General features: G+C 66.2%; 15 protein-coding genes and 1 tRNA gene. 13 read left to right on the top strand and 3 right to left on the bottom strand.

What is annotated here, in order from left to right:
- Positions 1-7: 7 nt before the first annotated feature.
- From infC to BA899_RS04260, 13 genes are all read left to right on the top strand, one after another.
- Positions 8-562: a translation initiation factor IF-3 gene (gene infC / locus BA899_RS04200; RefSeq protein WP_110883320.1), complete on the top strand. Its 555-nt coding sequence runs from the start codon at positions 8-10 to the stop codon at positions 560-562.
- 76 nt (positions 563-638) lie between these two features.
- Positions 639-836 (top strand): 50S ribosomal protein L35, encoded by a 198-nt coding sequence (gene rpmI, locus BA899_RS04205; RefSeq protein WP_110883380.1) that lies wholly within the window; start codon positions 639-641, stop codon positions 834-836.
- A gap of 29 nt (positions 837-865) precedes the next feature.
- A complete protein-coding gene (gene rplT, locus BA899_RS04210; RefSeq protein ID WP_110883319.1) occupies positions 866-1,222 on the top strand; it encodes a 50S ribosomal protein L20 in 357 nt (118 codons plus the stop codon).
- Between the two features lie 77 nt (positions 1,223-1,299).
- Entirely contained in the window at positions 1,300-2,319 is a 1,020-nt protein-coding gene (gene pheS, locus BA899_RS04215; protein WP_159299841.1) for a phenylalanine--tRNA ligase subunit alpha, read from the top strand.
- Between the two features lie 9 nt (positions 2,320-2,328).
- A complete protein-coding gene (gene pheT / locus BA899_RS04220; protein WP_159299842.1) occupies positions 2,329-4,707 on the top strand; it encodes a phenylalanine--tRNA ligase subunit beta in 2,379 nt (792 codons plus the stop codon).
- A 6-nt stretch (positions 4,708-4,713) separates the two neighbouring features.
- Complete coding sequence (gene ihfA, locus BA899_RS04225) at positions 4,714-5,013, top strand: integration host factor subunit alpha (RefSeq protein ID WP_110883316.1); 300 nt, start codon at positions 4,714-4,716, stop codon at positions 5,011-5,013.
- Positions 4,994-5,350 carry a MerR family transcriptional regulator gene (locus BA899_RS04230; protein WP_110883315.1) on the top strand — a complete coding sequence of 119 codons (357 nt, stop codon included), beginning with the start codon at positions 4,994-4,996 and terminating at the stop codon, positions 5,348-5,350. Before ihfA ends, BA899_RS04230 begins: the two co-directional genes overlap by 20 nt.
- 68 nt (positions 5,351-5,418) lie before the next feature.
- Positions 5,419-5,495 (top strand) — tRNA-Pro (locus BA899_RS04235).
- Positions 5,496-5,567: 72 nt separating this feature from the next.
- Positions 5,568-6,614: a homocysteine S-methyltransferase family protein gene (locus BA899_RS04240; protein ID WP_144347530.1), complete on the top strand. Its 1,047-nt coding sequence runs from the start codon at positions 5,568-5,570 to the stop codon at positions 6,612-6,614.
- Between the two features lie 35 nt (positions 6,615-6,649).
- Positions 6,650-8,008 (top strand): diguanylate cyclase domain-containing protein, encoded by a 1,359-nt coding sequence (locus tag BA899_RS04245; RefSeq protein WP_159299843.1) that lies wholly within the window; start codon positions 6,650-6,652, stop codon positions 8,006-8,008.
- Positions 8,009-8,024: 16 nt separating this feature from the next.
- Positions 8,025-8,933, top strand: a complete 909-nt coding sequence (locus tag BA899_RS04250; protein ID WP_159299844.1) for a histone deacetylase — start codon at positions 8,025-8,027, stop codon at positions 8,931-8,933.
- Positions 8,933-10,318, top strand: coding sequence for an SLC13 family permease (locus tag BA899_RS04255; protein ID WP_159299845.1), 1,386 nt, complete (start codon positions 8,933-8,935; stop codon positions 10,316-10,318). The genes BA899_RS04250 and BA899_RS04255 overlap by 1 nt, the downstream gene beginning before the upstream one ends.
- A 43-nt stretch (positions 10,319-10,361) precedes the next feature.
- A complete protein-coding gene (locus BA899_RS04260) occupies positions 10,362-11,075 on the top strand; it encodes a type 1 glutamine amidotransferase (protein WP_144347526.1) in 714 nt (237 codons plus the stop codon).
- On the opposite strand, the gene BA899_RS04265 is transcribed toward BA899_RS04260, so the two are convergent.
- The 3 genes from BA899_RS04265 to zwf are packed head-to-tail and all read right to left on the bottom strand — an operon-like array spanning position 11,072 to position 14,202.
- Complete coding sequence (locus BA899_RS04265; RefSeq protein WP_159299846.1) at positions 11,072-12,046, bottom strand: glucokinase; 975 nt, start codon at positions 12,044-12,046, stop codon at positions 11,072-11,074. The two genes, BA899_RS04260 and BA899_RS04265, sit on opposite strands and share 4 nt — an antisense overlap.
- A complete protein-coding gene (pgl, locus tag BA899_RS04270) occupies positions 12,027-12,752 on the bottom strand; it encodes a 6-phosphogluconolactonase (protein WP_157809065.1) in 726 nt (241 codons plus the stop codon). The genes BA899_RS04265 and pgl overlap by 20 nt, the downstream gene beginning before the upstream one ends.
- Positions 12,739-14,202: a glucose-6-phosphate dehydrogenase gene (gene zwf / locus BA899_RS04275; RefSeq protein WP_159299847.1), complete on the bottom strand. Its 1,464-nt coding sequence runs from the start codon at positions 14,200-14,202 to the stop codon at positions 12,739-12,741. The genes pgl and zwf overlap by 14 nt, the downstream gene beginning before the upstream one ends.
- Positions 14,203-14,211: the final 9 nt, after the last annotated feature.

Raw genomic sequence — 14,211 nt, forward strand, 5'->3', positions numbered from 1 at the left:
CATCGCTATACGCAGAAAGCCGGGGGCACGTCGCCAGCAGCCCGGCGCCGGTGAAAACCGGCGGATCAACGAAGACATCCAGGTCCCGCGGGTCCGGATGATCGATGAGAACGGCGAGCAGGTCGGTATTGTCGATACGACCGAGGCTGTTGAGCGCGCCGCCGGCGTCAATCTCGATCTGGTTGAACTCGACCCCAACGCCGACCCGCCCGTCTGCCGGGTCATGGACTTCGGCAAATGGAAGTTCGAGCAGTCCAAAAAGCAGCAGGCGGCCAAGAAGAAACAAAAGCAGATCCAGGTCAAGGAAGTGAAATTCCGGCCCGGGACCGACTCGGGTGACTACGAAGTCAAGCTGCGCAACCTCAGGAAATTCCTTGAGGACGGCGACAAGGTCAAGGTCACCCTGCGATTCCGCGGTCGCGAGATGGCGCATCAGGAGCTCGGACTCGAGCTGCTGCAGCGCGTCGAAAAAGATCTCGAGGACGATGCCACCGTCGACCAGCGCCCCAAGATGGAAGGCCGGTTGATGGTGATGACGATGTCTCCCCGCAAGGGGAAATAGCGGAGGCTCATGGCCTCCATTGGGTGAGCACCCGGTCGGCCGGGTGTTCTTTTTTGTGGCAACGGAGAAACGGTTCATGCCCAAGATTAAGACGAACCGTGGCGCCGCCAAGCGCTTCCGCAAGACCGCCAGCGGTCGTTATAAGCGGGCGCATGCCTTCCACAACCACATCCTGACCAAAAAGGATGCCAAGCGGAAGGTCAAGTTGCGTGCCACCACACTGGTCGCAGAGCAGGATACGCCGGCGATTCGGCGGCTCATGCCCTACGGCTGAACACAATCTGAACAGAGAGGATTCTGAAGATGGCCAGAGTCAAGCGTGGCGTCACTGCACGCCGCCGCCACAAGAAGGTCCTCGGGAAGGCGAAAGGTTACTACGGCGCACGTCATAAGACGTTCAAGGTAGCCAACCAGGCGGTCATCAAGGCCGGCCAGTACGCCTACCGGGATCGCCGGGTCCGCAAGCGCGAGTTCCGCGCCCTGTGGATCCAGCGCATCAATGCCGCAGCCCGGCTCAACGGGCTGTCGTACAGTCGGCTCATGAACGGCCTCAAGCAGGCCGAGATCGAGGTCGACCGCAAGGTGCTCGCTGACATGGCGGTGCACGATGCCGCCGGTTTCAGCGCGATTGCCGAGCGCGCGAAAGCGGCACTGGCGTAAACGTCCCTGCAAGGGGACGGCCAGCAGGGGAAGGCCGTTGTCTTCCCCTTTTTTTTGTCTGCCAGCGGGAATAACCAATGAGTGACGCGCTCCAGTCATTGACCGAGCGGGCCGAGCAGGCCGTGGATGCGGCCACCAGCGTCGCTGAACTCGACGCGGTCCGTGTCGCCTATCTGGGCAAGAAAGGCGAGATCACCGAACAGCTCAAAGCGCTTGGGCAGCTGCCGGCCGATGAGCGACCGGCCGCGGGTCAGGCCATCAACGCCGCCAAACAGCGGGTGAGTGAGCGGCTGGAAGGCCGCCGCCGCGAGCTGGAAGCGGCGGAACTGAACGTCGCCCTCGAAGCCGATCGGGTGGATGTCACCCTGCCGGGCCGCGGCGAGCCGCCGGGCGGGGTGCACCCGATCACGCGCACCCTCGAGCGCATCGAATCGATGTTTCGTGGGGTGGGTTTCGCGGTGGCGGAGGGCCCTGAAGTCGAGGATGACTACCACAACTTCGAAGCGCTCAACATTCCCGCCGATCATCCGGCGCGGGCGATGCATGACACCTTCTACTTCGACGCCCGTCATCTACTGCGCACGCACACCTCGCCGGTGCAGATCCGCGTGCTCGAAGCCGAGGGCGCGCCGGTACGGGTGATCGCGCCGGGGCGGGTCTACCGCTGCGACTCCGATCTCACCCACACGCCCATGTTCCACCAGGTCGAGGGATTGCTGGTGGATGAGGGCGTGACCTTCGGGGATCTGAAAGCGGTGCTCGAGGACTTCGTGCGCGGGTTCTTTGAAGCCGACCTGGCGCTGCGCTTCCGGCCGTCGTATTTCCCGTTCACCGAGCCGTCGGCGGAGGTCGATGTCGAGTGCATGTTCTGCCACGGCGAGGGCTGCCGGGTGTGCAGTAGCAGCGGCTGGCTCGAGATCCTGGGCTGCGGCATGGTCCACCCGGCGGTGTTTGAGGCCGCCGGTATCGATGCCGAACGCTACACCGGTTATGCCTTTGGTATGGGCGTCGAGCGGCTGGCGATGCTGCGCTACGGCGTCAATGACCTGAGAATCTTTTTTGAGAACGATCTGCGCTTTTTGCGCCAGTTCCGCTAGGAGCGCCGCATGAGAATCAGCGAACATTGGTTGAGTGAGTGGGTCGGGCTGCCGGATTCGACCCGCGAGCTGGCGGATCGGCTGACCATGGCCGGCCTTGAGGTGGATGCGGTGGAGACCGCCGCCCCCGAATTCAGTGGCGTCGTGGTGGGCGAGATCATCGACTGTGCGCCACACCCCGATGCCGAGCGGCTGAGCGTGTGCACCGTCGCCGACGGCACCGACGAGCCGAAGACCGTGGTCTGCGGCGCGCCCAATGCCGCGACGGGGCTGCGGGCGCCCTTCGCCCAGGTGGGAGCGCGACTGCCCGAGGGGATGAAGATCAAGGCGACGCGGCTGCGCGGCGTCAAGTCCCACGGCATGCTCTGTGCGGCCAAAGAGCTGGGCCTGTCCGAGGAAAGCGCCGGGCTGATGTCCCTGCCGGCGGATGCCCCCGTGGGGGCGGATCTGCGTGAGTGGATGGATCTGGACGACGCGGTCATTGATATCGAACTCACCCCCAATCGCAGTGACTGCCTGAGCATGCAGGGGGTGGCCCGCGAGGTCGGAGTGCTGACCGGTCAGCCGGTGACACGCCCGACCATCGAGCCCGTTGCGCCCGTCCATGAATCGACGCTGCCCATTGAGCTGGAAAAGCCTGCGGCGTGCCCACGCTACTGCGGCCGCGTCATTCACGGCATCAACCCGCGGGCGGCGACGCCCCTTTGGCTCGCCGAGCGGTTGCGTCGGGCCGGCATCCGGCCGTTAAGCCTGACGGTGGATATCACCAATTATCTGATGCTTGAGCTGGGCCAACCCATGCATGCCTTCGACCGGGCGACGCTCTCCGGTGGCATCCGGGTCCGGGGCGCCGCGGAGGGGGAGTCGCTGGCCCTGCTGAATGGCGAAACGGTGGACCTGACGGCGGGGACGCTGGTCATTGCCGATCACGATAAGCCGGTCGCCATTGCCGGCGTGATGGGTGGGCAGGCCACGGCGGTCAGCGATACCACCGTTGATATCTTTCTGGAGTCGGCGTTCTTCGCACCGTCGGCGCTGGCCGGGTGTGCCCGGCAGTACGGCCTGCACACCGATTCGTCACACCGTTTCGAGCGCGGCGTCGATCCTCAGCGCTGCGTCGAGGCCATCGAGCGCGCCACGGCGCTTTTATGCGCGCACGCCGGGGGCGAGCCCGGCCCGGTCAGCGAGTCGGTGGAGGTCGCGCACCTGCCGACAACGCCGGCGGTGAGTGTGCGCCCGTCACGGGTCAACGCGGTGCTGGGCACAGCCATCGAGGCCGAGACCATGCAGCAGATGCTGACCCGCCTGGGCATGCCGTCGCTGGCCAATGGCGAGGCTCTGCATGTCACGGCGCCCAGCTGGCGGTTTGACATTGCCCGCGAGGTGGACCTGATCGAGGAGATCGCGCGCATTCACGGCTATGACCGGTTGCCGTCGCGGCGCTCGGCGCTGCCCGCCCGGATCCCGGCCGAGTCCGAGTCACGGGTAGCACTCGGGCGGCTGCGCGCGCTGCTGGTGGATTGCGGCTATCACGAGGCGATCACCTACAGCTTTGTGCCGGCGGATCTGGACGCACAACTCGATCCTGACCATACCGCGCCTGCCCTCGCCAATCCGCTGTCGGCGGACATGGCCGTCATGCGGACGTCGCTGTGGCCGGGGCTGATCCGGGCCCTGGCGCATAACCGCAATCGGCAGATGAGCCGCGTGCGGCTGTTCGAGACCGGGCTGCGGTTCCGCGGTGCCCTGCCGGATCTTGAGCAGACCCCGGGGATCGCCGGGGTAGTCACCGGGCCGGCGGCACCCAAGCATTGGGACCATACTGAGCGCCCGGTGGACTTTTTCGACATCAAGGGGGATGTCGAAGCGCTGCTGGCCATGCTGGGCGCGGATCGGGACTGTCGGTTTGAGTCGACATCGCATCCGGCCCTCCATCCCGGCCAATCCGCGCGGATCCTCTGCGACGATGTTCCCTGCGGCTGGGTGGGGGCGCTGCATCCGGCCACCGCCCGTCAGCTGGATCTCGACGGCGCTGTCTATGTGTTTGAAATCGATCAGACGGTGTTCTCAGCCCGGGCCCTGCCGGCGTTCGCGCCACTGTCGCGCTACCCCTCCATTCGCCGCGATCTGGCGATCGTGGTCGATGAGTCGGTGTCCGCCGATGCGGTGCGTGACGTGATCGCCGCGGCGGCGGGGGAGGCCCTCGAGTCGGTGGAGCTGTTTGACGTCTATCGCGGCAAAGGTGTCAGTGATGGGTGCAAAAGTCTCGCTATGGGATTGATATTGCAGGACAATTCCCGCACTCTGACGGATCAGGACGTGGAAGCGGTGATGACCGCTGTGATGCGCGCACTGAGTGACACACTCGACGCAGGACTGAGGGAGTAGGGCGGCATGGCGCTGACCAAGGCCGATATGGCTGAGCGGCTTTTCGAAGAAGTGGGGCTGAATAAACGCGAGGCCAAAGACCTTGTCGAGAGCTTTTTCGAGGAGATCCGTCAGGCGCTCGAGACGGGCACGCCGGTCAAGCTCTCCGGGTTTGGCAATTTTGACCTTCGCGATAAAAGCGAGCGGCCCGGCCGCAATCCCAAAACCGGCGAAGAGATCCCCATCTCGGCGCGGCGGGTGGTGACGTTCCGGCCGGGGCAGAAGCTCAAGGCCCGGGTAGAGGCCTATGCCGGGCACGAGCAGTAACGAGGCGCTGCCGCCGATCCCGGCCAAGCGCTACTTCACCATTGGTGAGGTCAGCGAGCTGTGCGCCGTCAAGCCCCATGTCCTGCGCTACTGGGAGCAGGAGTTCAGTCAGCTCAGCCCGGTCAAGCGCCGCGGCAACCGCCGCTACTACCAGCGCCAGGACGTCATTCTGATCCGCCAGATCCGTGGCCTGCTGTACACCCAGGGATTCACCATCGGGGGCGCCCGCCAGCAGCTTGCCGGCGCCCCGGCCCGCGATGATTCCACCCAGCGCCAGCAAGTGGTGCGACAGATCCGCAGCGAGCTAGAGGCGTTACTGAGCGAACTCAAGCGCTGAACGCCAGTCTCATGGATGCGGTTGGATGATTGGCGTGATGGGCGAGCTGTTGTAACATCTCGGTTCGTCGGGGCGTAGCGCAGCCTGGTAGCGCATCTGCATGGGGTGCAGAGGGTCGCAGGTTCAAATCCTGCCGTCCCGACCAGATCTTCCAACCGGCCAGCACCCGTCTGTCCGGGGCTTAATAACCTTAAAGCGATGCAAAGGAACGACTCGCATGAGCGATGTTGTCGTCGAGCGCCTCAACGAGGGGCCGCTCATCTGTGCGGAGGGGTTTTTGTTCGAACTCGAGCGGCGGGGTTACCTGTCCGCCGGCGAGTTCGTGCCCGAGGTCGCGCTGCTTCGGCCCGACGCCCTCGAGACCCTGCATCGCGATTTCCAGCATGCCGGTTCGGACATCGTCCAGGCGTTCACCTACAACGGCCACCGCGAGAAGATGCGCGTCATCGGTCGCGAGGATCGGCTTGAGCCGCTCAACCGCTCGGCACTGCAGATCGCCCGGCGGGTGGCCGATGACCGGCCCGGCAACCTGATGGCGGGCAATATCTCCAATACCAATATCTGGGATCCGGATGATCCGCAGGCACAGGCTGCGGCGCGGGCAATGTTTGACGAAATGGCCGGCTGGTCGGTCGAAGAACGCGCCGATCTGATCATCGGCGAGACCTTCTACTACGCCGGCGAGGCCCATGCGGCCCTCGATGCGATCCGCGCCCACGGGCTGCCGGCGGTCATCACCCTGGCGCCGATGGCCGAGGACCGGATGATGGACGGCCCGGGCATCGTCGAGACCTGCGTGGCACTTGAGCAGGCCGGCGCCAGTGTGGTGGGCATGAACTGCTTTCGCGGTCCCGATACCATGCTGCCGTGGATCGAGCGGATCCGCGCGGCGGTGACCGGCCACGTGGCCGCGCTGCCGGTGACCTATCGCACCAGCGAGGCGGAACCGACCTTTTTCAACCTGAGCGATTCGCCGACGTGCGCCTGCCCGTCCCCCCATGGGCGGCCGTTTCCAACGGCGCTGGACCCGTTGTACTGCAACCGCTACGAAATCGGTGATTTCGCCCATCGCGCCTACGCCATGGGCGTGAACTATCTGGGAGTGTGCTGCGGCGCGGCACCCATGCATATTCGGGAGGTGGCGATGGCGGTGGGGCGCGAACCTGAAGCAGCGCGTTTTGCCGAGCGCATGGAAAATCATTTCATGTATGGCTCTCATGAACGCCTGCCCGCCCACATCCGCGCGCTCGGCGACAGGGCCTGACCACCCAGCGCCTCGGGCGCGGGTTGGATCACGGTATGGTCTGGTTACTGGCCCTCGTCGCTCTCGCGGCCCTGGCGATTTACGGCCTGAACGGCCGGAGGCTCACCGACACCGAGCGTGATCGCTATGCGCGCTTCGAGGAATTCGCCCGCAACGTCCCGGGCGTGCTCTATCAATTCCGGATCGATCCGCAGGGCACGATGGGGTTTCCGTTTGTGTCCGAACGGATCGAATCCCTGACGGGCTGCACCGCCGGCGCCGTCATGGCGGATGCCGAAGTGATCTTCTCGCGTATCCATGGCGATGACCGGGCGGCCGTCTTCAAGGCGATCGAAGATTCGAAAGAAGCCCTCGAGACCTTTGCGGTCACCTTTCGCCTCGAGCATGTGGAGCACGGTATCCGCTGGCTTGAGGCGAGCTCTACGCCCTCGCGCAGCGATGACGGCACGCTCACCTGGCATGGTTATCTCGAGGACGTGACCGAGGAGCGGGCCACCCAGGATCGACTCGAACAGGCGGACAAGGTCTTCGAGGTGATGCGTGAGGGCATTCTTATCGCCGACGAGTCGCATCGGATCGTCCGGATCAACCCCGCCCTTGAGCGCATGCTTGGGTATTCGAGTGAAGAGCTCCGCGGTAAGACGCCGGCCATGCTGTATTCGTCCCGCGACCGGGATGCGGCGTATCAGGACATCCTCAATGCACTCGACGCCGGGGCCGGTCGCTGGCAGGGCGACGTGCAGATGCAGCGGCGCGACGGCAGCGCGATCGACATCGACTGTTTTGTAGCAAGAATCCGCAATGAGGCGATGGGGACGGTGCGCCATATCTCAGTGCTGCACGACATCAGCGAGCGACTGAGCTATCAGCAGCGCCTTGAGCGGCTCGCCAGTTTTGATGTCCTCACCGGACTACCCAACCGGCGGCTTCTGAGTGATCGGCTTGATCAGGCGATTGCGCAGTCGCAGCGAACCGGTGAGGTGTTCGCGGTGTGCATGCTTGATCTGGATGACTTCAAGCCGGTCAATGACCGGTTCGGTCATGAAGCCGGCGATCAGGTGCTCAAAGCGGTGGGCGAGCGTCTGGGCGACACCCTGCGTGGGGAAGATACCGTGGCCCGGGTGGGCGGTGATGAGTTCGTCATCGTGATCAGGCACTACAAACGCGACCCGGTGGTCTTCGATCGTATTCTCAATGCCCTGGCGGGCCCCATTGAACTGGATGCCTCGCAGGCCACGGTTGAGGTGCGCGGTAGTCTGGGCGTCAGTCTTTTTGAGCCCACCACACCACTGAACGGCGATCAGCTCCTGCGACAGGCGGATCAGGCGGCCTATCGCGTCAAATCGCGCGGGGGGCACGATTACCGGTTCTTCTCCGGCCCGGATACCGAGTAACGCATCGAACACCGTCATGCCGATCGCCGCTGTCCACCATCCCGGTTATACCATCGACCTGCCGGCCAGCCATCCCTTCCCGATGGCGAAGTTCCGCGTGCTGCGCGACCAGCTGGGCACCTGGGGCGACGCGATTACCTGGCACCGGCCTTCCAGGGCGACGCGGGCGCAGCTTGAGCGTGTGCACACGCCGGCGTATCTGGATGCGCTGATCGGCGGGCATCTCGACCGCGCCGCGCAGCGCCGCAGTGGCTTTCCCTGGTCGCAAGCGCTGGTGGAGCGGGTCCGCCTCGAGACCGGGGGGACAGTGCTGACCGCCCGTCTGGCGCTCGAGCAGGGGCTGGCGCTCAATGCAGCGGGCGGCACTCACCACGCCCACGCCGACTCGGCCAGTGGCTATTGCCTGCTCAATGACCTGGCCGTCACCGCAAGGACACTGCTCGCGACAGGCGAAGTCCGGCGCTTACTGATCATTGATCTGGATGTGCATCAGGGCGATGGCACTGCGCGGTTGCTGGCCGACGAGCCGGCGGCGATGACCTTTTCGATGCACGTCGCCCGCAACTTCCCGGCGCGCAAGGCGCATAGCGACTGGGATGTGCCGCTGGCGAGCGGGCTCGACGACACGGCGTATCTGGAGACGCTGGCGGATGTGCTGCCGCGGCTGATTGATCAGTGCGCGCCTGATCTGGTGATCTACGACGCCGGTGTCGATGTTCACCAGGCCGATCGACTCGGCCATTGCAGGCTCAGTGATGAAGGCCTCTACAAGCGTGACAGCCGGGTCATCGAGGCGGTGCGCTCGCGGGGGATCCCGCTTGCCGGCGTGATCGGCGGGGGCTACGACCGAGACCTTGATGCCCTGTGTCAGCGCCACGCGCAGCTGTTCCGTGCCGCCCTCCAAATACACGAGGAGACCGATTGATGCGTGAGCGCCTGAACGTGCCGGTTGCGGTCATGGCCATTGTGGTTGTCGCCGCCGGTCTGATCGTCTTCAACCCGCCGGGATGGCTCCCCGAGGGCACGGCGCTGACCACTGCCATCGCGTTAATCACCATCGGGCTCTACGCCACCGGCTTCATCGCCGAGGCGATGACCTCGCTGGTGTTCTTTCTCGCGGCGATGCTGTTCGCCATCGCCCCGGCCGATGTGGTCTTCTCGGGGTTTTCCTCGAGTGCGTTCTGGATCATCTTCGGCGGCCTGATCATCGGCATGTCGATCCGCCATACCGGGCTGGGGCAGCAGATTGCGGATCGGCTGATCGCGCGACTGCCGGGACGCTACAGCGCGCTCATCGCCGGGACCGTCACGGTGGGGCTGCTGTTCGCGTTTCTCATGCCGGGCGCCATGGGACGGATGGTGCTGCTGGTTCCCATTGCCGTGGCGGTGGCGGATCGGGCGGGCTTTGGCGAGGCCGCCAACGGCCGGATTGTGGTGGTGCTGGCGGCGATTTTCGGCACCCATGTGGGATCGTTCGCGATCCTGCCTTCGAACACGCCCAATGTGGTTTGGTCCGGTGCCATGGCCTCGGTGCATGGGCTCGAGGTGGGTTACATGGAGTATCTGGCCTGGCATTTCCCGGTGCTGGGGATACTGCGCTCGGTGCTGCTGGTGGTGGTGCTGGTGTACGCGTTTCCCGATCGGCTTGGCCCGCGCACCGAAATCCCCGCTGGTGCGCCACCGCTTGACCGTGATCAGCGCCTGACCGCTTTTGTGCTGTTGGCGGCCCTTGCGATGTGGGCCTCCGATGCGGTGCATGGGGTCGGTCCGGCGTGGGTGGCGCTGGCGGCGGCGCTGGTGTATCTGCTCAATGCCCCGCGGCTGGTCCCCGCCCGGCCGTTCGCCGCCCTCGACGTGGGGCCGCTGCTGCTGCTCGCCGGCATCCTCGGGCTGGGGGCAGTGCTCGCGTATACCGGCATTGGCGAGGCGGCGTTCAAGCAGCTCCTGCCCATGCTGCCGTTCGAGCCGGGGGAGGGCGCCCGCAATTATGCGCTGGTCAGTCTGGGCGGGACGGCCCTGGCGGTGCTGACTGCCATGCCCGGTGTGCCGGCGATCGGGGTGCCGCTGGGGGATACGCTGGCGACGGCCACCGGCTGGCCGGTGGAATCGGTGCTGACCATCCTGGCAGCGAGCTATTCGACCTATCTTCTGCCCTATCAGGCGCCGCCGATCCTGATCGGTGCCCAGCTCGGCCAGATCCCGTACCGTGCGCTGGTGCGCTTTACGCTGGGTTTTGCGCTGCTCAGCATCATTCTGATCTTTCCCCTTCATTATCTGTGGCTGCGGATCATTGGCGTACTGGCCGGCTGAGCTTATCCTGTGCTGCAACGCAACGTGAGGTAGGATTGAGTCCATGGAAACGATGACCAGAACGCGCGTGGGTGTCCTGCTGTGCGACGACCTCCACGAAGAGCTCCAGACGGAGTGGTCCTCGTATCGGGCGTTGTTTGAGACGTTGCTGGCCGACGAGCAGGGCGACATCGAGGTCAGCGGCTTTCGGGTGCACGACGATGAGTGGCCGGACAGCCCGGCCTCCGCGGACGCTTGGCTGATCACCGGCAGCCGGGCGAGCGTGCACGAGTCACCCGACTGGGTGGTCGAGCTGCAGGCCTTTGTGCGTCGCGCCGAGGCGCTCGGTCAGCCGCTGATCGGAGTCTGCTTTGGCCATCAGCTCATCCAGGCGGCGCTGGGTGGGCGCACGCAGCGCTCGTCGCTCGGCTGGCATCTTGGTGCCTATCCGGTGGTCTGCGAAACGGCTTTCGCCGGCCGCCAGCCCGGCGAGACACTGTCGTTGCTGGCCGTCCACCAGGATCAGGTGGTCGAGCCGGCGCCGGGGTTCGAGCGCATCGCGACCAGCGAACAGTGCCCCTGGTATGCGATGCGCCGCGGCCGCACGCTGACCCTCCAGGGGCATCCGGAGTTTGATCGCGAGTTCTTTCAGGCGCTCATGGGGCGGGTGCGCGGCAAGGCGGGTGACGCGGCCGTGGATCAGGCCCTCGCGGCATTGCCGGCGGATGATCATACCGCTGCGGTGCGGGCGACCATGCGGGACTGGCTGCGCGGCTAGCCGTTCGCCTGCAGATACGCGGACAGGCCCAGCAGCGCGGCGGACGGGTGATTGATCGCGATCATCGGCACCGGGGCGAGGTAGGCACCGAACCGGCCCTTGGCCAGAAAGGCGCGACGCAGCCGCTGCCAGTCGAAGGCCGCGCCCAGTGCCGGGATCACACCGCCACCCAGATAGACACCGCCACGCGCGCCGGTCGCCAGGGCCAGGTCACCGGCCACGTTGCCCAAGGCATCGGTCATGTGCTCCAGCACCTCGCGCCCGACCCGGTCCCCATTCATGCCGGCGCGGGCAATCGCCTCGGCCGTGGTCAGCACCGGCTCGCCCCCGTCGATGGCCTGGATCGCGCGGTAGATCGCCTCGATCCCCATGCCCGAGGCCAGTCGCTCGGCGCTGCAGTGGCCAAAGCGCTGGCTGATCTGCTCGGCGATGGCCTGTTGGCGGCCGGTCTGCGGGGCGAAGCTGATGTGCCCGCCCTCGCTGGCAAAGACCTGCCAGCGTGTGCCGCAGGGGACGATGACCGCGCTGCCGAGTCCGGTGCCGGGGCCCAGTGCCAGACGTGGTGAATCGGTGCGTGGGACACCCGCGTGAATGACCTGTTGATCGCGCCGCTCCAGCGCAGTGACCGCCCAGCCCTGTGCGACCCAGTCGTTGAGTAGTTCGACCTGCGCGAGGCCCAGATCGCTCGCAACGGCCTGGGGGGAAAACCGCCACCCCGCGTTGGTGAGCTCGACGGGATCATCATCCAGTGGGCTCGCGACCGCGCAGACCGCCCGCAAGGGCGCCGGATGGGGGGCCAGATCATCCCGGGCCGCGGCCAGGAAGCCGGCCAGCCCATTGAACGACCGGGTCGGGCGGCGGAAGATCCGGGCCGGCGCGCGGCCGGGCTCGGTCACCAGCCCCGCCCGGGCGTGGGTGCCACCGATGTCGGCGACCAGCACCGGGCGGTTGTCAGGCCGAGTAGTAGACATGCACGGGCACGCGGCGCTGGCTGAGCAGTGCGTAGACCGGATAGCGCTGGGGATCGGCCGTCGCGATCGCCTGCTCAAGCGTGGCCCACTTCGCCGCCCCGTTGATGTGCAGGGCGATCCAGCGGCTCTGCAGCAGCGTCATCAACGTCAATGACAGCCGGTCGTGGGGCGGATCCGGCGCGCGGGTGACGACGCAGCGTGACTCGGTAGTGGTGCTGAGCGCCCGGGGCAGGGCCGGATCGTCCGGAAAGATCGAGGCGATGTGCCCGTCGCCCCCCATGCCCAGCACCACGGCATCGAAGGGCCGTGGCAGCAGACCCAGCGCCGCGCTGCAGGCGGCCTCGTCGCCGCGGTCGCCGGTATGGCCCTGGTAGAGCGGGTGGAAATGCGCCGCCGCCGCGCGATCCTGAATGAGGTGCGCGCGCACCATGGCGGCATTGCTGGCCGGATCATCGGCCGCCACCCGGCGCTCATCGGTCAGGCTGACATGCACCCGGTCCCACTGCAGGTCACGGCTGCAGAGCGCCTCGAACAGCGCCACCGGCGTGCGGCCGCCCGGCACCAGCAGACTGGCGCGGTCGCGGCGTCGCGCGCCGTGATCAATCACCTCGGTAAGCCGATCCGCCAGCGCGGAGGCGGCCCGTGCGGGAGCTGGAAAGCGTTGGGCGGCGGCCAGTATGCGGCCGGCCTGATCAGCGCTCTTCATGCCAGGTCGCATCCTCGCGGGCGAGCAGGGCACTCGAGGCGGCGGGCCCCCAGGTCCCGGCGGTATAGGGCTTGGGCGCATCGCCGGCGTCGTTCCAGGCCTCGAGGATCGGCTCAATCCATGACCAGGCGGCGTACAGCTCGTCGCGCCGCATGAAAAGCGTCAGCCGCCCACGCAGCACGTCCATGAGCAGGCGCTCATAGGCGTCCGGCGGGCGCTGGCGGAAGGCCTCGGCAAAGTCGAGGTTGAGCGCGACCGGCCGCAGCTGCATGCGGTCGCCGGGGGACTTGGCCATCATATGCAGCTTGACGCCCTCGTCCGGCTGCAGCTGAATCACCAGCCGGTTGGGCTGGCCCGCGCCATAGGTCACGCCAAAGATGGAATGCGGGACGTCGCGGAAATTGACGACAATCTCGGCGCCGCGCTCCTGCAGGCGCTTGCCGGTGCGCAGATAGAACGGCACACCCGCCCAGCGCCAGTTCTGCAGCTCGGTGCGCATGGCCACGAAAGTCTCGGTGCGGCTGTCCGCCGGCACCCCTTCTTCCTCGAGATAGCCCTGCACCGGCTGACCGGCGATGGCGCCGGCGCGGTACTGCCCGCGGACCGTGTTGCGCAGGACATCCTGTCCTTCCAGGCGCTTCAGCGCCCGCAGCACTTTGAGCTTTTCATCGCGCACCGCGTCCGCACCAATGTCGGTGGGCGGCTCCATGGCGATGATGCACAGCAGCTGGAGCATGTGGTTCTGGACCATGTCGCGCAGCGCGCCGGTGCGGTCATAGAAGTCGGCCCGACCGCCGACACCCAGCTGCTCGCTGACGCTGATCTGCACGTCGCGCACCCATTCCCGGCGCCATAGCGGCTCGAAGAGCATATTGCCAAAGCGCAGCGCGATCAGGTTCTGGACGGTTTCCTTGCCCAGGTAGTGATCGATTCGATAGATCGCGTCCTCGGAAAAGATCGCACCGATCTGCTCGCTGATCGCCCGGGCCGATTCCAGGTCGTGGCCGAGGGGTTTCTCCAGCACCACCCGGGAGCGGTCAGTGACCAGTCCGTGCTGATTCAGGGTCTGGCAGATCCCGACGAAATAGGCGGGCGCCACCGCCAGGTAGAACACCCGGTTGTGATCCTCGCGACCGCGCAGCACGGCGGCCATATCGTCGAATCCCGCTGCGGTGTCCGCATCCACCGAGACGAATTCGAGCCGGGCGACAAAGCGGTCCCAGTCGGCGGCGGTGCGCTCGTCGGCTTCCAGATACTGCTCGAAAGCGGCATCGATACGGGCGATGAACGACTCGCGGTCGAGGGCCCGCCGGGCGGTGGCGATGATGCGCCCGTCGGCGGGTAACTGACCGGCGCGGTCACGGCGATAGAGCGCCGGCAGCAGTTTGCTCATCGCCAGATCGCCGGTGGCCCCGAATAGCACCAGGTCAAAGGGGTTGGTTGTTTTCACCCCACCTCC

This window comes from Spiribacter sp. SSL99 (assembly GCF_009805925.1).
In the GTDB taxonomy this organism is placed as follows: Bacteria; Pseudomonadota; Gammaproteobacteria; order Nitrococcales; family Nitrococcaceae; genus Spiribacter; species Spiribacter roseus.